Raw genomic sequence first — 21,721 nt, 5'->3', positions numbered from 1 at the left:
TTACTCCTGTGGCAGAAGGATGGTGCTGTCGTTGGCTGCGGCCGGTGCCGGGCGCGGCTTGGCCAGCGCCAGTGCGCCCGCTTCGAAAGCGTCGCGGCAAGCGCTGCGGCGCACCTTGCCACTGGTCGTCAGCGGAATCGTCGACACCGGCGCCAGGTGCACGGTATGGGGCGCCACGCCGTGGCTCAGGGTGATCGCCGCGGCAATCGCATCCTCGACGTTTTCCAGGTCCTCGGCATTGAGCTTGGCCGAACGCAGGATCTCCGCCACCACGACCAGGTGCTCCTTGTCGTCGCGCGTGATGGCAAACGCCGCCACGCCGTTGGTGCGGATGGCCGGATGGCAGGCCTGCGCCACCGCCTCGATGTCCTGCGGGTACAGGTTGCGGCCGGCGAAGATGATCACGTCCTTGATGCGGCCCGTGATGTACAGCTCGTCGTCCATCATGAAGCCCAGGTCGCCTGTGCGCAGGTACGGGCCGTCCGTGGGATCGCCGGCGATGAAGGCGTGGAACACGTCGTCGCTGGCCTGGACCTGGTTCAGGTAGCCTTGCGCCACGCTGGCGCCCTTGAACCAGATTTCGCCCACCACGCCGGGCGGCAGTGCCTCCAGCGTTTCCGGATCGACGATCGCCATGACATGATCGGTGGCGACCGTGCCGCAGCTGATGATCGCGGTCGCGGCCGCATCCAGCCGGGCCGGGCGGATCAGGCCATTGGCGAGCGATTGCTGGTCAAGAAACAGCCGGTGCGGGAGCGCCTCGCGGTCCGCCTTGCCGGAAATGAACAGCGTGGCCTCGGCCAGGCCGTAGCATGGGACATAGGCGGTGCTGGAAAACCCGGCGCGGCCGAATTTTTCGGCAAAGCGGTCCAGGGTGCCCTGCCGCACCGGCTCGGCACCGCAGAACAGCAGCTTCAGGTTGCTCAGGTCGAGCCCGTCGATTTCTTCTTCCGTGATCGTGTCCACGCACAGGTCCAGCGCGAAATTGGGCCCGACCGAACTGGTGACCTGGTATGTCGACAGGCCCTTCAGCCAGCGCAGCGGCCGCTGCACGAAGTGGGCCGGCGTCATCATCACGAGCATGAAGCCGCTGTAGACGGACAACAGCAACGCTCCCATCAGGCCCATGTCGTGATACGGCGGCAGCCACGTGAAGCCCACGTGCTTCTGGGCCGTGCCCATGCGGATGTCCAGCACGCGGCTGTTGCTGATCAGGTTGGCGGCCGACAGCATCACGCCCTTCGGGTTGCCCGTGGAGCCGGACGTGTATTGCAGCAGGGCGGGAAAGTCTCCGGCCTGCCGTGCTTTGTCATATGCGATCTCGGGGACGGGCTGCCCATCCTGGGCCTCGAAGTAATCGCTGTCGATGAACAGCCACCCCGGGGCATTGCCTGCGGCCGAGAGCGCGGCATTGAGGCGGTCCACGGACGTGCGCAGGCTGCCTTCGGCGATTACCAGCTGCGCCTGGCAGTCATGGCAGATGCCGGCAAAGCGCCCGACGGCGCGGCTGCCAACCGGTGGGAACGACGGCACCGCCGTGGCGCCGGACTTGAAGATGGCAAACAGCGCGGTGACGTAATTCAGTCCCGGCTCCAGCACCAGCAGCACCCGGGCGCCCGGCGCCAGTTGCTGGCGCAGCTGGCGCGCCAGGCGGGCAGCGCGCTGGTCGAGCTGACGATAGGTCAGGTCGACAACGTCGTCTTCGCCGTTGCGCAGGAACCGCATGGCCACCTCGTCCGGCGTTGCCGCGGCGCGGCGGCGCAGCACCGCGTCCATGTCCTGTTCGTGGACCGCTGCCGCCACGGATGCCACTGCACTGATGCTCGAGCTGGAAGTCATTGGATACTCCATTAGGTAATTGCCGGGAAAACGTCGTGCTGCCGATATGACGGCGACACGCTGCCTGTCCGCCTCCGGCTGGAGGCGGGTTCAGGTACTGCTGCGTTGATACTGCTGCGTTGGTCCGCGTGGCTCGGCGCGCGCCGGCGCACGCTAGGCCGTCACGTGCTCCGGAACGGAGGCGTCGTCGCCCGCCTCGAAATACGAGGCGTCCAGGAATGGCAGCGTGCGTGCCTTCATGCGCGCCTGGAACAATTCGACGACGGGCCACGGCCGCATCGCCATCGCCATCAGCTTCACGTGCTGCTGGTCGCGCCAGTGGATGACGTTGGCCACCTCCAACGGCAGGCCGGCGACGGCGCCCGTCCACAGGCTCAAGGTCGTTGGCCCTACCGTCAGGCGCGGCCCGCTGGCGCGGCCGCCGTAGACGACGATCGAATGGCCGCAAATACGCTCGACGTCGGCGGCGCCGCTGATCGGCTTGCACGCCACGGGGCTGGTAAGCTGCGCCTCGGGCGCCAGCTTGAACGCCAGCTTGGGGTCCAGCACCTCATCGGCGGGAATCGGCGGCAGCGCGGTATCGGTGCCTTCCGGCAGCGACCACGCAGCGGCATCGATGAGGCCACCGCATGTTTCGCGCAGCGCCCGCCGCACCGGCGCGGGGAACGTGGCAAGGAAGATGTCCACCTCGACGCGCTGGCTGGACCGCCGCGCCACCGTCATGCCGCGGATGCGGCGATCCTCGAACTGGCCATGCCACTCCCGCGCGCTCATGTCCGGACCGCTCCAGCCGTGCCCTGGCTCGACCGTGGCGAAGATGCTGCCCGTGGCAGCGGCAAGCTGGTCCACGCGGGTGCGCCCGGCGGTTGCGCCGAACGTCATCGGGTGCCGCAAGAGGACCTCGTCCCTGGCCGTCGTCTCGAGTGCGCGCAGCAACTCGTCGACGTAGAGACTGGCATGTGCTGGGTGGTTCATCGTGACCTCTTTCTCTGCAAGGGTTGAATGGTCCGGTCGGCTCACACCGTCGCCCGGATGGCGGCCGTCGCCCCCATGCGCTCGAGGATCCGGCGCGCGGCGTAGGCGGGCCGGTCGAGCTGGATGTCGATCATCGGCGCCGTCGCGCTCCAGTTCGCCTGCAGGCTCTCGGCCACGTCCTTGTCTTCCATGACGGTCGAGTACACCTCCTTGGCCGTGAATTCCGTGAACATGTGGTTATCGACGTCGAAGTCGCGGTGCATGCCCACGAACACGTGGCTGGTGGTGTCGGTGGCCGGCGTGAAGATCGTTGTCGTGTAGACGTGGTAGACCTTGCCGTCGGCATCGCCGCAGGCGTGCGCCCGCGTTTCCACGCGCGTATTACCGATGGGCCAGTACAGCACTTCCTGCGAGCGGTCGATGTATTCCATCTGCAGGATGCGGGTGTACAGCGGCGGCGTCTTTTCGCGGCGCATGTAACGGCGCACGCGCACTTCGTTCTCGCCGATCAGGATTTCCGGCGGCGTCTCGACGATGTCGAGCGAGCCCAGCGTCTTCTGGTGGACAAAGGCGGCGTGCGAGATGTCGAGGATGTTGTCGATGCCGAACAGGTAATTGCAGTCGATGGTGCAGTAGCTCATCTTGCCCGCCAGTTCGGGCGCCGCGCAGACCCAGTGGTCGGGGATCGACGCCTCGTCCGCCTTGGCCGGATCGCCGGGCCACAGCCAGATGAAGCCATGCTTTTCGACGACGGGGAACGAGCGCACGCGCGCATTGATCGGGATCGTGCTCTGGCTGGGAATGCTGACGCAGGCACCCGAGCAGTCGTAGCGCAGGCCGTGGTACCAGCACTGCAGTTCGTCGCCCACCAGGCGGCCGCGCGACAACGGCACCTGGCGGTGCGCGCAGCGGTCTTCCAGTGCCACCACCTGCTCCGTCGAGGTGCGGTACATGACGACCTTCTCGTTCAGGATCGACCGGGCAAACGGCTCGCGTTTGATTTCACCGGACAGGGCTGCTGCATACCATGCGTCTTGGATGTACATGTTTCCTCACTTTGCCGCGCAGGCGGCGTTCTGCCAGCACCGGGACGGCACCGGCACGGCCTGGACGTTCAAAAAGGGTGGTGGTTATTTGTTCGCGACCGCGACCTTGGGGTCGATACCCTGCGTGTTCGGGTCGGCGTCACGGTCGAGGCGCCCGTCCGCGATGCGGTCGATGAACTCGTCGGCCACCGGTTGCATCTTCACGCATGGATACTGGAAGCGCCCAGTCGTGTAGCGCAGCGCGCCGAAGAAGGACGGCTCCACCTGCGCGTTCTTGCCTTCCAGCACGCGCATCGACTTCAAGTACCGGTGCAGCTCGGGCAGCCGGTAGCACGGCACCGCCGGATACTGGTGATGCTCGAGGTGGAAATTACTGCCGAAGAACAGCAACGTGTACAGCGGCGACGTGTAGCTGCGGCTGTCGACGTACCGGCCCGGCACCGTGCCCGTGTGCTCGATGTAGGCGCGCATGCTGCTGAGCACGTACAGCGTGATGTAGGGCACCAGCATCACGGCAAAGCCGAGCCAGGTCGAGTGGTACCAGATGAAACCGTACACGGTGACGAAGAACAGCACCAGGGCGGCGTTGATGCGTGAGATCCAGCGCATTTCCAGCGGCGTGAACGGCAGCTTGGTGTTTTCCGGCCACTCACGCCCGAACGCCATGCCCAGCGCGTTTTTCGTGTAGACGCGCACGCTGGCCGAGCGCGCCACGAAAAAGCGCGACCAGAAGGTCCGGTACTGCGAGTAGATCTGCACGTCCGGGTCGATTTCCTGGCCCGTGAAGCGATGGTGCTTCCAGTGCGTCATGGCGAAGCCGACGATCAGGAAAAACGGCACCATCGAGGCGAACAGCAGCGCGATCCCGGCACTGACGTACTTGTTGCGATGCAGGTTCGTGTGCATGCCTTCGTGGCCGACAAAGGTCAGCAGGTGCATGCCATGCCCCCCGATGAGTCCCAGGCCCAGTGCCGTGGCGACCGCGACCGGCGTCGACATCGGCACGTCCGCGATGGCAAACGCCACGATCGCCGGCCCCAGGAAGAACACGAGGGCATGCGCCAGGTAGAGCGCGGTGGTGACGTGACTGATCCGGTGGAACTTGGGCGGAAGCCGGTGTCGCGCGAACGCGGCGCCGTTTCCCGGCGTTGCTTCGGTGGTCATGGCCGGTCTCCTTGGTTGACTGGACGGTGAATACGACCATGCCGGCTGGGCATGGCGGGAACGGAAAGGCAGGCGCCGATCGTGGCGATTGTCCGGCTTGAGTCGCCGTCGGCCTTGATCCCGGTCATATCCGCCCCCGTTGCCGGGAGCGTCGTCGCGAGCGACCCGGATGGGCGAACTCGGCTGTCTGGCCGGCAGGACGCCGGCGGGTGGTCCACCTTGGCGCCGACGTATAGACGGTCGCGGACAAGGTGGTGCGCAGGTGGGGCGCCGGCGTGGCGACCTCCATCGTTCAGGTTGGGTAACACGCGGTAATTCCTTTCGAGAATGACTCAAACCGGGATTACGACTGACGCGGTCAGCCCGCGTTCACCGGACGGTGCCCTCACTGCTCAGGGCGTGACCTTCCGAACATGACCAGATACCTCGATGAAGTACGATAGCCTGCACTTGCCCGAGGCCTGCAGCGCTGCCGCGGGCCTCCTTCACTTCCGTCCAGCTACCTGCATCGAGTGGCATGACATCGGAATTCGTGAATCTTTTTGCAAGATTATTCTCCGTATTTTTCGGCCGTAGCCGCAACCTGTAAACCTTGACGGTTTTCAGCCGCGATGTGCTGCACCGCACCGTAATTTGTCTATGAACGGCTACGCGCTCACGCTTGCACCCGGCAAGCCGACCATCGCGATTTCCGTTGTGATCGGTCCACAAAGGACGCCGGCTGGCTTACCTCGCCTGAAACAACGCGTTTACTACTATTGGTAACGTTATGCAGAAGTCGCGGGCACCGTTGTGCGGTTCTTTGCACCATGCTGGCACAACCGCGTTCAGGCAGGAGATTACGGGTTCGACGGCCGGATGCATATCGGCAGATCGTATTCGTTTGAATGAAATTGTCAGCATAATGTATCCAGCTCGGCAGTAGATGTGCTCGGCTGTTGGCGCCGGAAGATGCCGGACAGGCACCTCAGGAATGAAAGAAAAGCCCAGGAAAATCAGGGCAGTATGCAGGGTCCGTAGATACTTGTGGTTTGCTTGGAACGGCGCGTATTCGCAGGGGGAAATTGTAACTCAGCCATTAAGGCCATCCCGGTATGGATGGGTTAGCCAGCCAGCTGCGCCGGAGAGGATGGGCACGGGCGCGGGTTGCAATGCACAACAAAAGGCGCCGTGGAACTCCGCCGCAGTCTTCCCGCACGCAGCGCTCCTGCTCAACGTTATTCGATTACCGATGGGTTACTGCACTGCGACCCAGGCGCAGCGCCCAACAAAAAAGGGCGCTGACTGCGCCCTTTCGTCCGGTACTACACAGCTGCCTTATGCAGCGGGAACGTCGCTTTCGGTCAGGTGCTTGATGGAATCGTGAGTATGATTCTGCACCTTGTCCTTGTATTTCATGACCGAGCGGTCCAGCTTATCGATCAACGTATCGATGGCCGCGTACAGGTCCTGTGCCACGCTCTCTACAAATATGGTCTTGCCCGACATGCGCAGGTTGATCTCTGCTTTCTGGCGTTTCTCTTTCTCGGTGAGGTTATCTACAGTCAGGATGACAGCGACGTCGATCACTTGATCGAAATGTCGTTTCACGCGCTCCAGCTTGGTCTGCACATACTCGCGGATGGCTGGGGTTACGTCGATATGATGTCCACTGATGGTGAGATTCATACACACTCCTAAAGATGATGTCGCTCTACAGGTTCGTGCAATGATCCGCCGTAAAAAGGCCGGCGGTGCAGAGGAACCCATGCACTACAAGGACTTGCGGAGGCTGACGGGAGGGATTTTCAAGGCTTCGCGATACTTGGCAACAGTCCGTCGCGCAATCACCATGCCCTGTTCTCCCAGCATGTCCGCAATCTTACTGTCGGATAAAGGGTTCTTGGGGTCTTCGGCTCCTGTGAATTGCACGATCAGCGCACGGATCGCAGTCGAGGAAGCTTCTCCCCCAGCTTCGGTTGCGACGTGGCTGCCAAAAAAGTACTTCAACTCAAACATGCCATGCGGGGTCAGCATATATTTTTGAGTTGTCACCCGAGAGATCGTGCTCTCGTGTAGCCCCAGTGTATCAGCTATTTCACGCAACACAAGGGGCCGCATTGCCACCGCACCGTGCGAGAAAAAGTTCTTCTGGCGCTCGACGATGGCCTGGGCAACACGGAGGATCGTGTCGAAGCGCTGGCGCATGTTCTTGATCAGCCACTTCGCTTCCTGCAGTTGCGCGCCCATCTGCGACTCGCCCTTGCCCTGCTTGAGCAGGCTCGCATACAACGCGTTCACCCGCAGCCGCGGCATCACGTCGTTGTTCAACGTAACGACCCAGCCATTGCGCCCCTTCTTCACAATCACATCCGGTACGACGTAGTCTGACACGTCGGACGCAAAGGCGGCGCCCGGGTGCGGATTGCACTGGCGAATCACCGCCTGCGCCTCGCGCAGGTCTTCGTCGTCGCAATCCAGAGCCTTCTTGAGCTTGTTGAAGTCGCGCTGGGCAAACCACGCCAGGTGCTTCTCGACGATGCACAGCGCCATGCGCCGCGTCACCAGGGGCACGCCGGGCATCTTGCGGATCTGCAGCGCCAGGCATTCGGATGCATTGCGCGCGCCCACGCCGACCGGATCGAAGCTCTGCAGCAGCGCCAGCGCCGTACGCAGCTCTTCCATTTCCACTTCCAGCTCTTCCGGCAGGCGGCCGTGGATCTCTTCCAGGCTTTCTTCCAGGTAGCCGTTCTCGTCCAGCGCATCGACGATCAGCTCCACCAGGGCGCGGTCGCGCGGCTGCTGCACCGTCACCCGCATCTGTTCCATCAGGTGTTCGCGCAGCGAACGGTGGCCCGCTTCCAGCTGGGGCCGGCCGTCGTCGTCTTCCGGCGCCTTGTTGCGGCCGGCGTCGCTCCAGTCCATGTCGCCTTCCGGGCCACTGTCGCCCTCGCCCCCTTCATACGGCTCGGCTTCCGCGGGGGCCGGCGCATCCGCCTGCGGCGGCGGCCCTTCGGCCGGTGCCTCGGGCGCGCTTTGCTGGCCGATGGCGCCATCGGCCAGCAGCCGCAGCGAGCGGTCGAGCGGATCGTCGAGCCGTTCCAGCAGCGGGTTATCCGTCAGCAGCTGTTCCAGTTCCTGATGCAGCTCCAGCGTGGAGAGCTGCAGCAGCCGGATCGACTGTTGCAGCTGCGGGGTCAGCGCGAGGTGCTGCGACGTTCGCAGTTGCAGAGACTGTTTCATGGGGGTCACATACGGAAGTGTTCACCAAGATAGACGCGCCGCACCGACTCGTCGGCGATGATGTCGTCGGGACGGCCGGACGCCAGCACACTGCCCTGGTTGATGATGTAGGCACGGTCGCAGATGCCCAGCGTCTCGCGCACGTTGTGGTCGGTGATCAGCACGCCGATGCCGCGCTCTTTGAGGAAGCGCACGATGCGCTGGATCTCGATGACGGCGATCGGGTCGACGCCAGCAAACGGTTCGTCCAGCAGCACGAAGCGCGGGTTGGTCGCCAACGCGCGGGCGATTTCCACGCGGCGCCGCTCGCCGCCCGACAGCGACAGCGCCGTGTTCTCGCGCAGCTTCTCGATCTGCAGGTCGGCCAGCAGCGTGTCGAGCCGCTCGTCGATCTGCGCCTTCGTCAGGGCACGCCCGTCGACCTTCTGGATCTCCAGCACGGCACGGATGTTCTCCTCCACCGTCAGCTTGCGGAACACGGAGGCTTCCTGCGGCAGGTACGACAATCCGAGGTTGGCGCGCTTGTGGATCGGCAGGCTGGAGATGTCGGTGCCGCTGATGTCGATGGTCCCGGCATCGGAGGCGACCAGGCCGACGATCATGTAGAACGACGTCGTCTTGCCGGCGCCGTTCGGCCCCAGCAGCCCGACCACCTCGCCGCAGGCGACCTGCAGCGAGACATCGTGCACGACCTGGCGCTTGCCGTAGCTCTTCTGCAGGCCGCGCACGATCAGGGTGCTGGCGCAGTTGTCCGTTGCCGCCGCCGTTGCCATCGCAGTTGCCATCTTCACGTCCGCCATCCTATTTCCCCGCCGCCGGGGCGGCCTCGGGTTGCGTGCGCTTGGGCTGGATCACCATCGTGCCGCGGCCGGCGCCCGGCTTGTTGTCGCCCGTGTTCGTATTGCGCACGCTGAAGAATTCCTTGCGGCTGTCGTACGAAATGAATTCGCCTTCCACTTCGTCGCTCGGCTTACTGCCTTCCAGGCGGCGGATCTTGGCTTTCGAATACAGCTTTACCAGCTCGGCCTTCTCGTCGTACTCCATCCGTTCGGCCTCGCCTTCCATCCACTGGTCGCCTTCGCCATCGCGCTTCTGGCGGAACGACACCTTGCGCGCGCCGCCCGTCAGGGTCGCCAGCTGGTAGCCATCCGGGGTGTACGTGACGACGGCCTTGTCGGCCTTCATCAGCAGGGTGCCGCGCGTCAGCACGACATCGCCGGTAAAAGTATAGATCTGCTTGACGTCGTCGATGTCGAGCGAGCGGTAGTCGATCACGGTCTTCTGGAACGAGTCGGCTTTCTCGGCCGCGGCATAACCTGCAACGCCCAGCAGCAATAAAGCCGACAGTATGAGTTTCTTCATGTCTTGATCCTATTTGGTCTGTTGCCCGCGCGGCGGATACACCAGGGTGCCGCGCCCGGCCAGGTGCACCTGGCGCGTCGCATTGTTCGCTTGCATGCCCGTACCCGTCGCGGTGGCGTCGCCGAATTGCAGCCGCACCGGCTGGTCCGTCTCCATCCGGTCTTCCTCCGGGTACACCGTCAGCGCCTGCGTGGCGAGATGCATCTCTCGTGAATCCTTCGACGCGGCGCGGTCGATGCGCACGTTCTTCGTCAGCGTGACGCGCGTATTGTCCTGGTCCACGCGCGCATACTCGGCATGGATGTCCATCGGCGGGTTCTCGCCGGACAGGCTGCGCACGACGGGCTTGACGATATCGGACGAATCGTCCACCGGCCGGTGCGTCAGCTTGTCGCCCGAGATGATGTAGCTGGGCTGGCCCGTCTTCGTCATCCGCACGAACGAGAAATTCTCGACGATGTAATCAGGCTCGTTGAGCTTGAGCCCGGCCTGCATTTCCTCGCCCGCGCGGTTCATCAGTTCGACCAGCCAGAAGCTGCCGAACGCGCCGAACAGGCCGAGCACGAGGCCGACGGACAGGCGGTAGCGGTGGGCGATCCTTTGATTGCGCATGGCGAAACTCCGTCAGACCAGGAACTGGGCCATGATCTTGTCATAAAGGCCCTGTGCGCGCAGTACGAATTCGCACACTTCGCGCACGGCGCCCTGTCCGCCCGCGTGCTGCGTGACGTGGTGCACGCGCGTCATCACTTCCTGGCGCCCGTTCGGCACGGCCACGGCGAAACCCACGCGCGACAGGATCGGCAGGTCGACGACGTCGTCGCCGATGAACCCGACCTGCTCATAGGTCAGGCCCAGCTGCGCCACCAGCGCGTTGAACGGCGTCAGCTTGTCGTGTCCGCCTTGATGGACGAACTCGATGCCCAAGTCCTTGGCCCGTGCCGTCACCTGCGGCGAGCGGCGCGCGCTGATGATGGCCGTGCGGATGCCGCCTTCCTGCAGCAGCTTGATGCCCAGGCCGTCCTGCACGTTGAACGTCTTCAGTGCTTCGCCTTCGGCGCCGTAGTGCAGGCTGCCGTCGGTCAGCACGCCGTCCACGTCGAAGATCATCAGGCGCACATTGGCGGCGCGTTCCACATTGCGTACGTCGTAAGCCTGCGTCATCAGATCACCTTGGCCCGGGTCAGGTCGTGGATGTGCAGCGCGCCCGCCAGCTTGCCGTCGTCGTCGACGACCAGCATCTGGTTGATGCGGTACTCCTCCATGATCGCGACGGCGTCCACCGCCAGCTTGTCCGGGCCGATCGTGCGCGGGTTCGCATGCATCACGTCGCCGATGATCACTTTACTGAAGTCCTGCACCTTGTCGATCATGCGGCGCAGGTCGCCGTCGGTGAATACGCCGACCGGCCGGTAGTCGGCATCGACCACGGCCGTCATGCCCATGCCCTTCTGGGTGATCTGCATCAACGCGTCCGGCAGCGCCGTCTCGCGGGTGATGGCGGGGATCGCGTCGCCGCTGCGCATGACGTCGCGCACGTGCGTCAGCAGGCGCCGGCCCAGCGCGCCGCCCGGATGCGAGCGGGCGAAATCCTCTTCCTTGAAGCCGCGCAGGTCCAGCAGCGCGACGGCGATGGCGTCGCCCAGCGCCAGCGTGACGGTGGTCGATGCCGTGGGCGCCAGGTTCATCGGGCAGGCTTCCTTCGCCACCGAGACGTCCAGGTGCACGTCGGCCAGGCGCGCCAGGCTCGATTCCGGCTTGCCCGTCATCGAGATCACGGTGCCGCCCATGCGCTTGACGACCGGCAGGATCGCCATCAGCTCCGCGCTTTCGCCCGAATACGAGATGGCGATGAACGCGTCGTCCGGCGTGACCATGCCCAGGTCGCCGTGTGCCGCCTCGGCCGGATGCACGAACAGGGCCGGGGTGCCCGTCGAGGCCAGGGTGGCGGCAATCTTGCGGCCGATATGCCCGGATTTGCCGATGCCCGACACGACAACGCGGCCCTTGCAGTTCAGCAGCAGCGAAACGGCTTTCCCTACGCTCTCGTCCGTTGCCAGGCGGGCATGCAGGGCGATCAGCGCGTCCGCCTCGATTTGCAGGGCTTCGCGCGCCAGTTCCAGCGCACGGCTTGCGGTTGTAGCATCAAAAGCTTTCAGCATTGTTTTTTCATGGGTTACACTCATGCCGAAAGTATAGCCGAATTGGGAAAGCAAAAAACTTGCCAGATGTTACAAAACATCCGTGTAGACGGAGCGGGCGCCGCTGACCGATGTTCTCGCCCCTTGAACTGACCCTCCTCCTGTTGGGCAGCGCGGTATTGGGCGTCGTCGCCTTCCGCATGCTGCACCTGCCGCCCATGCTGGGCTACCTGGCCGTCGGCATCCTGATCGGCCCCCACGCACTCGGGCTGGCCGAGGAAAGCCATGCGACCGCATCGCTGGCCGAATTCGGCGTCGTCTTCCTGATGTTCTCCATCGGCCTCGAATTTTCGCTGCCCAAGCTGAAGGCGATGAAAGGCATCGTGTTCGGCCTCGGGCTGGCGCAGGTCGCGCTCACCATTGCCGCCACGATGCTGTTCGGCTGGGTGCTGGCCTATACGCTGCCACCGGCGATCACGGTCAGCTGGCAGGCGGCACTTGCCTTGGGCGGGGCGCTGGCGATGTCGTCGACGGCCATCGTCGTCAAGATGCTGACGGAGCGCCTCGAGCTGGAATCGGAGCACGGCCGCAAGATCATCGGCATCCTGCTGTTCCAGGACCTGGCCGTGGTGCCGCTGCTGATCCTGATCCCCGCCCTCGCCCGCAATCCCGACAACCTGGGCGCCACGCTGGGCTGGGCCGCGCTGAAGGCCATCGCGGTGCTGGTGCTGCTGCTGTTCTTCGGCCACAAGCTGATGCGCGGCTGGTTCACCGTCGTCGTCAAGCGCCGCTCGCAGGAGTTGTTCATGCTCAACCTGCTGCTGGTGACGCTGGGCGCGGCCTGGATCACGGAGCGCGCCGGCCTGTCGCTGGCGCTGGGCGCCTTCGTGGCGGGCATGCTGATCTCGGAGACGGAATACAAGCACCAGGTGGAGGAAGACATCAAGCCGTTCCGCGACGTGCTGCTGGGGCTTTTCTTCATCACCGTCGGCATGCTGCTGAACGTGCGCGTCGTGTTGGACAACTGGTGGTTGATCCTGGTGCTGCTGATCGTTCCCGTCCTGATGAAGTTCGCGCTGATCGCCGGCCTGGCCAAGGCCTTCGGCGCCTCCGACGGCGTGGCGATGCGCACGGGCCTGGCGCTGGCCCAGGCCGGCGAGTTCGGCTTCGTGCTGCTGAACGTGGCCGGCGGCATGCAGCTGGTCGACCCCTTCGTGACCCAGCTGGTGCTGGCATCGATGGTGCTGTCGATGCTGGCCGCGCCGTTCCTGATCGAACAGTCCGACCGGCTGGTGTTGAAGTTCTCCAGCAACGAATGGATGATGCAGTCGCTCAACCTGACCAAGATCGCGGCGCGCACGATGTCCACGCAAAAGCACGTCATCGTGGCCGGGTTCGGCCGCAGCGGCCAGAGCCTGGCCACGCTGCTGCAGGAGGAAGGGATCGACTACCACGCGCTGGACCTGGATCCGACCCGCGTGCAGGAAGCGCAATCGGCGGGCGCCAGCGTGTCGTACGGCGACGCCGCCCGGCGCGAAAGCCTGGTCGCCGCCGGCATCTACCGCGCCAGCGCGGTCGTCATCACCTACGCCAACACGCAGTCGGCCCTGAAGGTGCTGCACCTGGTGCACGAACTGGCGCCGACGCTGCCCGTCATCGTGCGCAGCCATGACGACACCGACCTGCACCTGCTGAAGGACGCCGGCGCCGCCGAGGTGGTGCCGGAACTGCTCGAGGGCAGCCTGATGCTCGCGTCGCACGCGCTCGTGATCCTGGGCGTGCCACTGCGCCGCGTGGTGCATCGCGTGCAGGCCGCCCGCGAGGAGCGCTACGCCTCGCTGCGGGGCTACTTCCACGGTATCAGCGACGTGGGCGACGATGCCGACATGGAGCGGCTGCACACCGTCACGCTGACGGATCACGCCAGCTGCGTCGGCAAGGCGCTGGGCGGGATCGATTTCGCCGCCGTCGGCGCCGAGGTGACGACGATCCGGCGCGGCAAGGAGCGCCTGGCCATCGGCGCCCACACCGTGCTGGCCGTCGGCGACGTCGTCGTGCTGCGTGGCGGCGCCCAGGCCGTGGCGCGCGGCGAGGCGTTGCTGCTGGGATGATGGACGCTGTCAGAATCGCCGCGCTGTTTGCCGTCACGGCCTTGGCCGAAATCGTCGGCTGCTACCTGCCCTGGCGCGTGCTGAAGCAGGGCGACAGTGCGTGGCTGCTGGTGCCGGCGGCGCTGTCCCTGGCGCTGTTCGCCTGGCTGCTGACGCTGCACCCCACCGCCGCGGGCCGCACCTACGCGGCCTATGGCGGCATGTACATCGCCGTGGCGCTGGCCTGGCTGCGCTGGGTCGACGGCGTGCCGCTGACGCGCTGGGACGGGGCCGGCGCCGTGCTGGCCCTGGCCGGCATGGCCGTCATCGCGCTGCAGCCGCGCGGCTAGCACGCAGGCACATACAGCGCGGCACCCGTCACTGTAGCCGTTCTCGCCACCAATAGTCTAGAAGGCCCACTCTACCGTACGTTACAAACGTGCTTCCTATACTGGCTCGACCGTAACCGCCAGAAGGAATCTGATGAGTCACGACACCACGACTTATGTCCGCTACGCCCCGGCCTGGAAGTCAGGCAGGCCAACGAAGACGCCATCATCGACACCATCGTCGAATCGATGCTGCGGGTGAACCAGAAGGTCTTCGACAAGCACCGGCACGCCACGCGCGATGCCCACGCCAAGAGCCACGGCGTGCTGAAAGGCCGGCTCGACGTCTACGACAACCTGCCCGAGCCGCTGCGCCAGGGCGTATTTGCCGCGCCGGCCAGTTATCCCGTCGTCCTGCGCCTCTCCACCGCTCCCGGCGACCTGCACAGCGATCGCATCCCCGCGCCGCGCGGCATGGCGCTCAAGCTGCTGGGCGTACAGGGCCAGCAACTGCTGCCGGGCCGGGAAAACGCCCGTACCCAGGACTTCCTGCTGGTGAACCACCCCGTCATCGCGTTCGGCCACGCGGCCGCCTACCTCAAGACGCAGCAACTGCTGGAAAAGCATGCCGACGACCCCGAGGCGGTGCGCAGGATGCTGGCCGCGCTGGCCCACGGCGGCAGCAAGGCCCTGCACCTGCTGGGCATCGAGAACCCCACCATCGACACGCTCGGCGCGCCCAACCACCACATCCTGGGCGAGACGTTCTACAGCATGGCCGCGCTGCGCCACGGCGACTACGTGGCCAAGCTGTGCGCCGCGCCGCTGTCGGACAACGTGCGGGCCCTGACCGGCCAGCCGCTGCGCGACGACGCCGGCGACTCGGCGCTGCGCGACCTCGTGGTGGATTTCTTCCGCCAGCAGGGCGCCGAATACGAGCTGCGCGTGCAGCTGTGCACCGACATCGAGAAGATGCCGATCGAGGACGCGTCCATCCGCTGGCCGGAAGACCAGTCGCCCTACCTGCCGGTGGCGAAGCTGACGATCCCGCCGCAGGAAGCGTTCAGCCCCGCGCGTCGCGTGTTCGCCGACGACGTGCTGTCGTTCAATCCGTGGCAGGGCATCGAGCCGCATCGCCCGCTCGGTTCGATCATGCGCGCGCGCATCCGCGCCTATGAAACGTCGAGCCGCTTCCGCCACGAGATGAACGCGCAGCCGCGCATCGAGATCGACGACCTGGCCCAGGTGCCGGACTGACTATCGAGGAATCATTCATGACCGATCACCACGACGACCTTGCCGACATCAGGCGCAAGGTGGAAGAAGTGCTGGGCGACGCGCCCCAGCTGTTGAAACTCGCGCTGGAAAACGTGTTGCGCGAGCACGACCCGCATGCGGACGCGCAGCCCGGCACGGCCGGCCGCGTGGGCCGCCAGTCCGGCAAGGTGTCCGAGCTGACCGCCATCGCACCGCTCAAACCCGGCGGCGCCGACCGGCTGCGCCGCATCTTCAAGCTCGTCAACGGCAACTTCGCCGGCGCGCAGAAGGTCGCGACCCTGCACGACATGCGCTTTGTCTTCTTCGACAACGACACGAAGATCCTGTTCGCCACCACGTACGACGGCGACTGGGACACGTACATCGACGACTTCGCCACCAAGATCCCGGACCTGATGGACCTGCTGTTCTCGTCGGTCGAAGGCTGGCCCGGCATCAAGGACCCGGGTGTCAAGGACTTCATCGCCAGCCACCAGCTGACGGCGGACGGCTGGTACGTCGCCAACCCGCACCTGTCCGTCGTCGACACGCGGCGGCTGCAGCGCATCAACGACGCGCTGCAGGAATTCCTCGACAAGGTGAGCGGCCATGTCGATACTTGAGAAGGTCAAGGCGCTGGTGCACCATGAGGCGGCCGGGCCGGCGCTCGAGCTGGACGACATCCAGGCCACCGTGCTGTTCGACCGCCCGGACCCCTACTTCGGCACCCACGTGCTGCTGCGCTTCGACACGGCGGCCGGCGGCCGTGCGCTGCTGGCACGCCTGGCGCCGCACGTGCGCAGTGCTGCCGATGCACGCGACAACACCGGGGCGTGGATCGCCGTCGCCCTCAGTCACGCCGGCCTGCAGGCATTGGAACTGGACCCGGCCGTGCTGGAGAGCTTCCCGGCGCCGTTCCGCGCCGGCATGGCGGCGCGCGCGGACCGGCTGCAGGACGTCGGCCCGAATGCGCCGGAAGGCTGGGAGGCGCCGTACGGCAGCGGCCAGCTGCACCTGGCCGTGTCGATCTTCGCGCCCGACGAGGTATCGTGGCGGGCGGCGATGGACACGGCCCGCGAGCAGTTCGCCGGCCTGCAGGGCGTGACGCTGCTGGGCTCCCACGACTTCGGCGCGCAGCCGGACAGCCGCAATCCGTTCGGCTACCGCGACAACATCGGCAATCCGGCCGTCGAGGGCAGCACCGCGCCCACCTGGCCCGGCCAGGGCCGGCCCGTCAAGGCGGGCGAATTCATCCTGGGCTATCCCGGCGAAGCGGGCGTGCCGCTGGCGCAGCCAGGGCCGGAGGAGGCGTCGATCGGTCGCAACGGCACCTACGTCGTGCTGCGCAAGTACCACGCCGACATCGCCGCGTTCAACCGCTTCCTGCGCGAACATGGCGGCGACGCGGACGGGCAGGAACTGCTGGCGGCCAAGCTGGTGGGGCGCTGGCGCAGCGGCGCCCCGCTGGCCCTGGCGCCGGACAGGGACGATCCCGCACTCGGCGCGGACCGCCAGCGCAACAACGACTTCACGTATGCGCAGGACCAGGAAGGCCTGCAGGTGCCGCACGGCTGCCACATGCGCCGCATGAACCCGCGCGACAGCAAGCTGGCGATCCTGACGGACGTCAACCTGCACCGGCTGATCCGGCGCAGCACCACGTTCGGGCCGCCCTACGACCCGGACCTGCTGGAAGACGACGGCGCCGAGCGGGGCCTGTTCTTCATCGGCCTCTCCGCCAAGGCGCACGAGACGATGGAATTCATGCAGCAGGAGTGGATCAACCACGGCAACTTCATCGACCTGGCCGACGAGCGCGATCCGATCGTCGGCCAGCAGCCGGACGGCGCGATCTTCACGGTGCCGGAACGACCCGTGCGGCGCCGCATCCACGGCATCCAGAGCTTCTGCACGCTGCGCGGCGGCGAGTACCTGTTCATGCCGGGGCTGGAGGCGTTGCGGCGGCTGGCGGACCCGTCCTGGGAACTGGCGTAGCACTTGCGTAGGGCCAGCCGTGCCACGGCAGCCCGGAAAAAGTTCGCGTCGGACGATTGACGCAGGCACGCCTGTGCCATCATTGTGACGGTAGAATCGCCTGGACGACGCTGCGCTAGACGCGTGCGCCGTCCAGCTTGCCCACAATGCGGGAACGACCATGATCAAGAAAATCCACAATGCCAATCAGCTGTCCCGGCTGGTCCTGAAGGGCTACAAGTCCATTGCCGACTGCGATATCGAATTGGGCCGGGTCAACCTGCTGATTGGGGCGAACGGGGCGGGCAAATCCAACCTCATCGGCTTCTTCAGGCTGATCAGCATGCTGCTGGATCGCCAGTTGCAGACAGCCGTCGGCATCATGGGCGGTCCGGATGCGCTCCTGCGTTTTGGCCGAAAGCAGACCGAGCAACTGTGCGCGGAGCTCTATTTCGGCTACAACGGCTACAAGTTCCGCCTCAAGCCGACCCACGACAACCGTCTCATGTTCGCCTACGAAGCCTTGTGGTGGAACATGCATGGCGACTGGCATCCGGAATCCGGGCACCTGGAATCGAGTACGCCGGAGCAGAAGGGCAAGACCAAGATCTACGATTTTGTCGTGCCCGCGATGCGCAGCTGGCGCCTGTATCACTTTCACGATACCAGCGCCAGTGCGACCGTCAAGCAGATCCACGGCATCAACGATAACGAATACCTGCGCGACGATGCGCGCAACCTTGCCGCCTTCCTGTATCGCCTGAAGGTCAACCACGAATCGAACTATCGTCGCATCGTCAAGGCCGTGCAGCTGGTCGCGCCGTTCTTCGGCGACTTCCACCTGCGCCCTACTGTCGACAACAAGGAGAAGATTCAGCTCGAATGGACCGAGGTCGGTGCGGACGTGCCGTTCACGGCCAGCGCGCTGTCGGACGGCACGCTGCGCTTCATCTGCCTGGCAACCGTGCTGCTGCAGCCGGAGGAACTGATGCCGGCGGCGATCCTGATCGACGAGCCCGAACTGGGCCTTCATCCGTTCGCCATTTCCGTGCTGGGAGGCTTGATGAAATCGGCGTCGGAGTCGCATCAGTTGATCGTCTCGACCCAGTCCGTCGAACTGGTGAACGAGTTCGATGCCGAGGACCTGATCATCGTCGAGAAGCACAATGGCGCCTCGACCTTCCAGCGGCCGGACGCGAAAGCGTTGGCGGAATGGCTCGACGAGTACACGTTGGGCGAACTGTGGAAGAAGAACATCCTGGGAGGGAGGCCGACGCGATGACCCGCATCTACATCATGGTGGAAGGCCAGACGGAAGAGCCGTTCGTGCGCGAGCTGCTCGTCCCTCACTACGCCCCGGCCCACAAGTACATGACACCCATCATCGTCAGCACGAGCCCCGGCCACAAGGGCGGCGTCGTCAGCTATGGCAAGGTGCGGCCGCAGCTGCTGCGCAAATGCAAGGAAGATGGGGATGCGTACGTCACCACGATGTTTGACCTGTACGCGCTGCCCGGCGACTTCCCAGGGCAGGGATCGCCATCGTTCCCGGGCACCGCACGCGGCGTCCAGAAAGCGCAGTTCCTGGAACAGGAGCTGGCGCGGGACGTCAACCTGGCCAACTTCATCCCCAACCTCGTCGTGCATGAATACGAGGCGCTGCTGTTTGCCGACACGTCGAAGTTCGCCGAGTGGACGCAGCCGGCGGTGGTGACGAAGCTGGCGACCATCGCCGGCACGCACCAGACGCCGGAAGACATCAACAACAGCCCGCTGACCGCGCCATCCAAGCGCCTGCGCGGGGCCATGTCCGCCTACCAGAAAACCTTCCACGGGCCGCTGGTCGCCTGTGACATCGGCCTGCCTGCGATCCGCGCCGCGTGCCCCCATTTCGACGCCTGGCTGGGCAAGCTGGAAAGCCTGCCTTGACGCAGGGCGGCGGCTTCCCCGGGGCTCAGTGACCTTTGGGCGCTGCCGCCCGCTTCAAATCGCGCTGCAGAATCTGTAGCTTGTGACGCAGCGTGGCGCCGTCGAGAACGATCCCGAAGATGAGAGGCTCGAATCTCGCCTGATCCATCTTTGCTGGCAATGACCTCGTGCATCCCCCCTGTTTTATGGCTGCTGACCGCTGGCGCTGTCCGCTTCCACGTACAGGATGCGGGCCTTGGCGGTATCGCGCGCCACGCCGAGGCCCTGCTCGTACAGGCGCGCCAGGCCGCGCTTCGCATCGACATTGCCGCCCGCGGCCGCCGGCGTGTACAGCGCCAGTGCCTGCGCGTAGTCGCGCTCGATACCGGTGCCGGTTTCGTAGCACCGGCCCAATGCCGCTTGCGCGAAGCGGTCGCTCTTGGTGGCGGCCTGACGCAACAGCTCGATCCCTTCCGCCGCCTGCTCGGGGCGCTGCACCAGCCGCGCGCCCAGGCGCGCCTGCGCAGCCCTGTGCCCGCCCTGCGCGGCCAGCCGCATCCACCGTTCGCCGGCCGCGAGATCGTCGGCCGACGTGGCGCCGTTCAGCAGCAAGCCGGCCAGCACATACTGCGCGCCCGGCAGGCCATCGGTGGCTGCGCTCGTCAGGAGCTTGCGCGCCTCGGCCCGATCGGGTGGCACGGAGCGCCCGAGCAGCAGCGCCATGCCCAGCATTTCCTGCGCCGCCGCATTGCCCGCGCCCGCGAGCTTGCGCAACCCAGCCAGTGCCGCGGCCGGGTCGTATACCGCCGCCTGCGTGGGAGACAACTGCAGCCGTGCCAGACGCAGTACTGCATCCGGCGCACCGCCGGCGGCCGCCTCGCGCATGGCCTTGATCGCCGCCTCGTCGTAGCGTGGCGCGTTGTCCAGGGTCCAGACGTACTGCAGCTTCATCCACGCCTCGACCGGCTGGCCGTCCTTCATGCCCGGCTTGAAGCGGCAGCGGCGGATGCCTTCCTGTGCCGCCACGTCCAGCAGCGGATAGCCACTGGACCTGGCGATGCGCGCGTCGCGCACGGTGCCGTCCACGCCGACGAGGAAATCGAGGGTCACCTTGCCGTGCTGCTCCAGCCGCAGCGCTTCCTTCGGCCACTCCGGCTTGGCACAGCTGTTGAAATCGGCGGCAGCCGGCGTGTCCGCTGCATTGGCGGCACCGGCCAGTGCAAGGGTCAGCAGCACGGCACGGGACAGTAATCGGGTAGGGCTCATGGTCTCTTCAGCTCGGGGTGAATCGCATTACGCGGTTGCGCCCGCCGGACTTGGCCAGGTACAGCGCCTCGTCGGCATGGGCGATCAGTTGCAGCGCGGCCGCTTCGGCCGGGCCGTCGCCCGCTTCGTCCAGGCAGGCCACGCCGATCGAGCCCGTGATCGACAGCTGCACGCCCTGCGCCAGGCCGATCATGCTGGCGGCGATGCTGGCGCGGATACGCTCGGCGACAAAGGCGGCGCTGTCCAGGTCCGCGTCGATCAGCAGCACGACGAATTCCTCGCCGCCGAAGCGGGCCAGCGCATCGGACAGGCGCAATTCGGCCTTGATGCGGTTGGCGACCTCGCGCAGCACTTCGTCGCCGCCCTGGTGGCCGACAGTATCGTTGACGCGCTTGAAGTGGTCGATATCGATGTACATGAACGAGATGGCGTAGTTCTGCCGGCGCGCGCGGCCGATCTCCTCCAGCAGGCGCCGGTCGATGTAGCGGCGGTTGTACACGCCCGTCAGCGAGTCGGTCAGGCCGATATACTTCAGCATCTCGTTGCTGATGACGTTCTCGAGGCAGATCGCGATGATCGACGCCATGTGCTCGATGAAGTCGGTGCCGAGGCTGGGCGTGAAGCGGGCCGGATCGACGCTGCCCAGGTTCAGGCTGCCGATAATGCGCTTGTTGCGCAGCAGCGGCACGATGGCGACGCTTTGCAGGCGCCGCGCCGGCTGCGGGAACTGGCGTGCATGGCGCACGGGGTCGAACATGCCCAGCATCGGCTTGGGCGGCGGCGATTGCGCGTGGCGCGTGCCCAGGTCGAAGCCCAGGTGGGCGGTGCCGGGAACGAACAGCAGGTCGGGGAACGCGGCGAAATCGACGCCCAGCTTTTCCATCACGGTGCGGATGTCCGCGTCCTCGTCGATCAGCGACAGGGTCACGCTGTCCAGTTCCGAGATGGCGGGCAGCGAGCGGAAGATGCTGCCGATCAGCTCCGGGAAACTGCCGGCGCCCACGATCTCCAGGTCGAATGCCTGGTGGCGCATCATGATGGAATGATTGCGTTCGGCCTGCTCGATCATGTAGGTCATGCGCGCACGCAGCTGCTGGTTCTCGGCGGCGAGGTCGGGCGCGTCGCCCGGGATGGAATGCATCATGCCA

At 65.6% G+C, this 21,721-nt stretch carries 20 protein-coding genes; 7 read left to right on the top strand and 13 right to left on the bottom strand.

The window, feature by feature from the left end:
• From PX653_RS24720 to PX653_RS24670, 11 genes are all read right to left on the bottom strand, one after another.
• Entirely contained in the window at window positions 1–1,839 is a 1,839-nt protein-coding gene (locus PX653_RS24720) for a fatty acyl-AMP ligase (RefSeq protein ID WP_277415298.1), read from the bottom strand.
• Between the two features lie 153 nt (window positions 1,840–1,992).
• Window positions 1,993–2,814 (bottom strand): hypothetical protein, encoded by an 822-nt coding sequence (locus PX653_RS24715; RefSeq protein WP_277415297.1) that lies wholly within the window; start codon window positions 2,812–2,814, stop codon window positions 1,993–1,995.
• A 41-nt stretch (window positions 2,815–2,855) separates the two neighbouring features.
• Complete coding sequence (locus tag PX653_RS24710; RefSeq protein WP_277415296.1) at window positions 2,856–3,860, bottom strand: Rieske 2Fe-2S domain-containing protein; 1,005 nt, start codon at window positions 3,858–3,860, stop codon at window positions 2,856–2,858.
• A gap of 84 nt (window positions 3,861–3,944) precedes the next feature.
• The gene (locus PX653_RS24705; protein ID WP_277415295.1) at window positions 3,945–5,024 is read right to left on the bottom strand and encodes a fatty acid desaturase family protein; all 1,080 of its coding nucleotides are present in this window, start codon (window positions 5,022–5,024) and stop codon (window positions 3,945–3,947) included.
• Between the two features lie 1,317 nt (window positions 5,025–6,341).
• Entirely contained in the window at window positions 6,342–6,692 is a 351-nt protein-coding gene (gene hpf, locus PX653_RS24700; RefSeq protein ID WP_277415294.1) for a ribosome hibernation-promoting factor, HPF/YfiA family, read from the bottom strand.
• Between the two features lie 84 nt (window positions 6,693–6,776).
• Entirely contained in the window at window positions 6,777–8,246 is a 1,470-nt protein-coding gene (locus tag PX653_RS24695; protein WP_277415293.1) for an RNA polymerase factor sigma-54, read from the bottom strand.
• A gap of 5 nt (window positions 8,247–8,251) precedes the next feature.
• The gene (lptB, locus tag PX653_RS24690; protein WP_277418653.1) at window positions 8,252–9,031 is read right to left on the bottom strand and encodes an LPS export ABC transporter ATP-binding protein; all 780 of its coding nucleotides are present in this window, start codon (window positions 9,029–9,031) and stop codon (window positions 8,252–8,254) included.
• A 16-nt stretch (window positions 9,032–9,047) separates the two neighbouring features.
• Window positions 9,048–9,608, bottom strand: coding sequence for a lipopolysaccharide transport periplasmic protein LptA (gene lptA, locus PX653_RS24685; RefSeq protein WP_277415292.1), 561 nt, complete (start codon window positions 9,606–9,608; stop codon window positions 9,048–9,050).
• 9 nt (window positions 9,609–9,617) lie between these two features.
• Window positions 9,618–10,220, bottom strand: a complete 603-nt coding sequence (gene lptC / locus PX653_RS24680) for an LPS export ABC transporter periplasmic protein LptC (RefSeq protein WP_277415291.1) — start codon at window positions 10,218–10,220, stop codon at window positions 9,618–9,620.
• Window positions 10,221–10,232: 12 nt separating this feature from the next.
• On the bottom strand, window positions 10,233–10,772 hold the full coding sequence (locus tag PX653_RS24675; protein ID WP_277415290.1) for a KdsC family phosphatase: 540 nt from the start codon (window positions 10,770–10,772) through the stop codon (window positions 10,233–10,235).
• A complete protein-coding gene (locus PX653_RS24670) occupies window positions 10,772–11,770 on the bottom strand; it encodes a KpsF/GutQ family sugar-phosphate isomerase (RefSeq protein WP_277415289.1) in 999 nt (332 codons plus the stop codon). The genes PX653_RS24675 and PX653_RS24670 overlap by 1 nt, the downstream gene beginning before the upstream one ends.
• Window positions 11,771–11,880: 110 nt before the next feature.
• On the opposite strand from PX653_RS24670, the gene PX653_RS24665 reads away from it, so the two are divergent.
• The 7 genes from PX653_RS24665 (at window position 11,881) to PX653_RS24635 (ending at window position 19,328) form a co-directional block, all read left to right on the top strand.
• Window positions 11,881–13,860, top strand: a complete 1,980-nt coding sequence (locus PX653_RS24665) for a monovalent cation:proton antiporter family protein (RefSeq protein ID WP_277415288.1) — start codon at window positions 11,881–11,883, stop codon at window positions 13,858–13,860.
• Window positions 13,857–14,189 carry a YnfA family protein gene (locus tag PX653_RS24660; protein ID WP_277415287.1) on the top strand — a complete coding sequence of 111 codons (333 nt, stop codon included), beginning with the start codon at window positions 13,857–13,859 and terminating at the stop codon, window positions 14,187–14,189. The genes PX653_RS24665 and PX653_RS24660 overlap by 4 nt, the downstream gene beginning before the upstream one ends.
• A 228-nt stretch (window positions 14,190–14,417) precedes the next feature.
• The gene (locus PX653_RS24655; RefSeq protein ID WP_277415286.1) at window positions 14,418–15,425 is read left to right on the top strand and encodes a catalase family protein; all 1,008 of its coding nucleotides are present in this window, start codon (window positions 14,418–14,420) and stop codon (window positions 15,423–15,425) included.
• A gap of 17 nt (window positions 15,426–15,442) precedes the next feature.
• Complete coding sequence (locus tag PX653_RS24650; RefSeq protein WP_277415285.1) at window positions 15,443–16,048, top strand: hypothetical protein; 606 nt, start codon at window positions 15,443–15,445, stop codon at window positions 16,046–16,048.
• On the top strand, window positions 16,035–17,420 hold the full coding sequence (locus PX653_RS24645) for a Dyp-type peroxidase (RefSeq protein WP_277415284.1): 1,386 nt from the start codon (window positions 16,035–16,037) through the stop codon (window positions 17,418–17,420). The genes PX653_RS24650 and PX653_RS24645 overlap by 14 nt, the downstream gene beginning before the upstream one ends.
• Window positions 17,421–17,580: 160 nt before the next feature.
• Window positions 17,581–18,681: an AAA family ATPase gene (locus PX653_RS24640; protein ID WP_277415283.1), complete on the top strand. Its 1,101-nt coding sequence runs from the start codon at window positions 17,581–17,583 to the stop codon at window positions 18,679–18,681.
• Complete coding sequence (locus tag PX653_RS24635) at window positions 18,678–19,328, top strand: DUF4276 family protein (RefSeq protein WP_277415282.1); 651 nt, start codon at window positions 18,678–18,680, stop codon at window positions 19,326–19,328. Before PX653_RS24640 ends, PX653_RS24635 begins: the two co-directional genes overlap by 4 nt.
• Before the next feature lie 183 nt (window positions 19,329–19,511).
• Here PX653_RS24635 and PX653_RS24630 read toward each other — a convergent pair whose 3' ends face one another.
• Window positions 19,512–20,573, bottom strand: coding sequence for a TonB family protein (locus PX653_RS24630; protein ID WP_277415281.1), 1,062 nt, complete (start codon window positions 20,571–20,573; stop codon window positions 19,512–19,514).
• Window positions 20,574–20,580: 7 nt separating this feature from the next.
• Window positions 20,581–21,717 carry a GGDEF domain-containing protein gene (locus PX653_RS24625; protein WP_277415280.1) on the bottom strand — a complete coding sequence of 379 codons (1,137 nt, stop codon included), beginning with the start codon at window positions 21,715–21,717 and terminating at the stop codon, window positions 20,581–20,583.
• Window positions 21,718–21,721: the final 4 nt, after the last annotated feature.

This window comes from Pseudoduganella chitinolytica (assembly GCF_029028125.1).
GTDB lineage: Bacteria > Pseudomonadota > Gammaproteobacteria > Burkholderiales > Burkholderiaceae_D > Rugamonas > Rugamonas chitinolytica.
The sequence above is the reverse complement of the archived record's forward strand: the minus strand, read 5'-3'. Positions and strand labels throughout refer to the sequence as shown.

What these genes read in the sequence shown, in the direction of transcription:
- PX653_RS24720 (WP_277415298.1), bottom strand. Translation starts at nt 1,839, where the DNA reads ATGACTTCCAGCTCGAGCATCAGTGCAGTGGCATCCGTGGCGGCAGCG.
- PX653_RS24715 (WP_277415297.1), bottom strand. Translation starts at nt 2,814, where the DNA reads ATGAACCACCCAGCACATGCCAGTCTCTACGTCGACGAGTTGCTGCGC.
- PX653_RS24710 (WP_277415296.1), bottom strand. Translation starts at nt 3,860, where the DNA reads ATGTACATCCAAGACGCATGGTATGCAGCAGCCCTGTCCGGTGAAATC.
- PX653_RS24705 (WP_277415295.1), bottom strand. Translation starts at nt 5,024, where the DNA reads ATGACCACCGAAGCAACGCCGGGAAACGGCGCCGCGTTCGCGCGACAC.
- hpf (WP_277415294.1), bottom strand. Translation starts at nt 6,692, where the DNA reads ATGAATCTCACCATCAGTGGACATCATATCGACGTAACCCCAGCCATC.
- PX653_RS24695 (WP_277415293.1), bottom strand. Translation starts at nt 8,246, where the DNA reads ATGAAACAGTCTCTGCAACTGCGAACGTCGCAGCACCTCGCGCTGACC.
- lptB (WP_277418653.1), bottom strand. Translation starts at nt 9,031, where the DNA reads ATGGCAACTGCGATGGCAACGGCGGCGGCAACGGACAACTGCGCCAGC.
- lptA (WP_277415292.1), bottom strand. Translation starts at nt 9,608, where the DNA reads ATGAAGAAACTCATACTGTCGGCTTTATTGCTGCTGGGCGTTGCAGGT.
- lptC (WP_277415291.1), bottom strand. Translation starts at nt 10,220, where the DNA reads ATGCGCAATCAAAGGATCGCCCACCGCTACCGCCTGTCCGTCGGCCTC.
- PX653_RS24675 (WP_277415290.1), bottom strand. Translation starts at nt 10,772, where the DNA reads ATGACGCAGGCTTACGACGTACGCAATGTGGAACGCGCCGCCAATGTG.
- PX653_RS24670 (WP_277415289.1), bottom strand. Translation starts at nt 11,770, where the DNA reads ATGCTGAAAGCTTTTGATGCTACAACCGCAAGCCGTGCGCTGGAACTG.
- PX653_RS24665 (WP_277415288.1), top strand. Translation starts at nt 11,881, where the DNA reads ATGTTCTCGCCCCTTGAACTGACCCTCCTCCTGTTGGGCAGCGCGGTA.
- PX653_RS24660 (WP_277415287.1), top strand. Translation starts at nt 13,857, where the DNA reads ATGATGGACGCTGTCAGAATCGCCGCGCTGTTTGCCGTCACGGCCTTG.
- PX653_RS24655 (WP_277415286.1), top strand. Translation starts at nt 14,418, where the DNA reads ATGCTGCGGGTGAACCAGAAGGTCTTCGACAAGCACCGGCACGCCACG.
- PX653_RS24650 (WP_277415285.1), top strand. Translation starts at nt 15,443, where the DNA reads ATGACCGATCACCACGACGACCTTGCCGACATCAGGCGCAAGGTGGAA.
- PX653_RS24645 (WP_277415284.1), top strand. Translation starts at nt 16,035, where the DNA reads ATGTCGATACTTGAGAAGGTCAAGGCGCTGGTGCACCATGAGGCGGCC.
- PX653_RS24640 (WP_277415283.1), top strand. Translation starts at nt 17,581, where the DNA reads ATGATCAAGAAAATCCACAATGCCAATCAGCTGTCCCGGCTGGTCCTG.
- PX653_RS24635 (WP_277415282.1), top strand. Translation starts at nt 18,678, where the DNA reads ATGACCCGCATCTACATCATGGTGGAAGGCCAGACGGAAGAGCCGTTC.
- PX653_RS24630 (WP_277415281.1), bottom strand. Translation starts at nt 20,573, where the DNA reads ATGAGCCCTACCCGATTACTGTCCCGTGCCGTGCTGCTGACCCTTGCA.
- PX653_RS24625 (WP_277415280.1), bottom strand. Translation starts at nt 21,717, where the DNA reads ATGATGCATTCCATCCCGGGCGACGCGCCCGACCTCGCCGCCGAGAAC.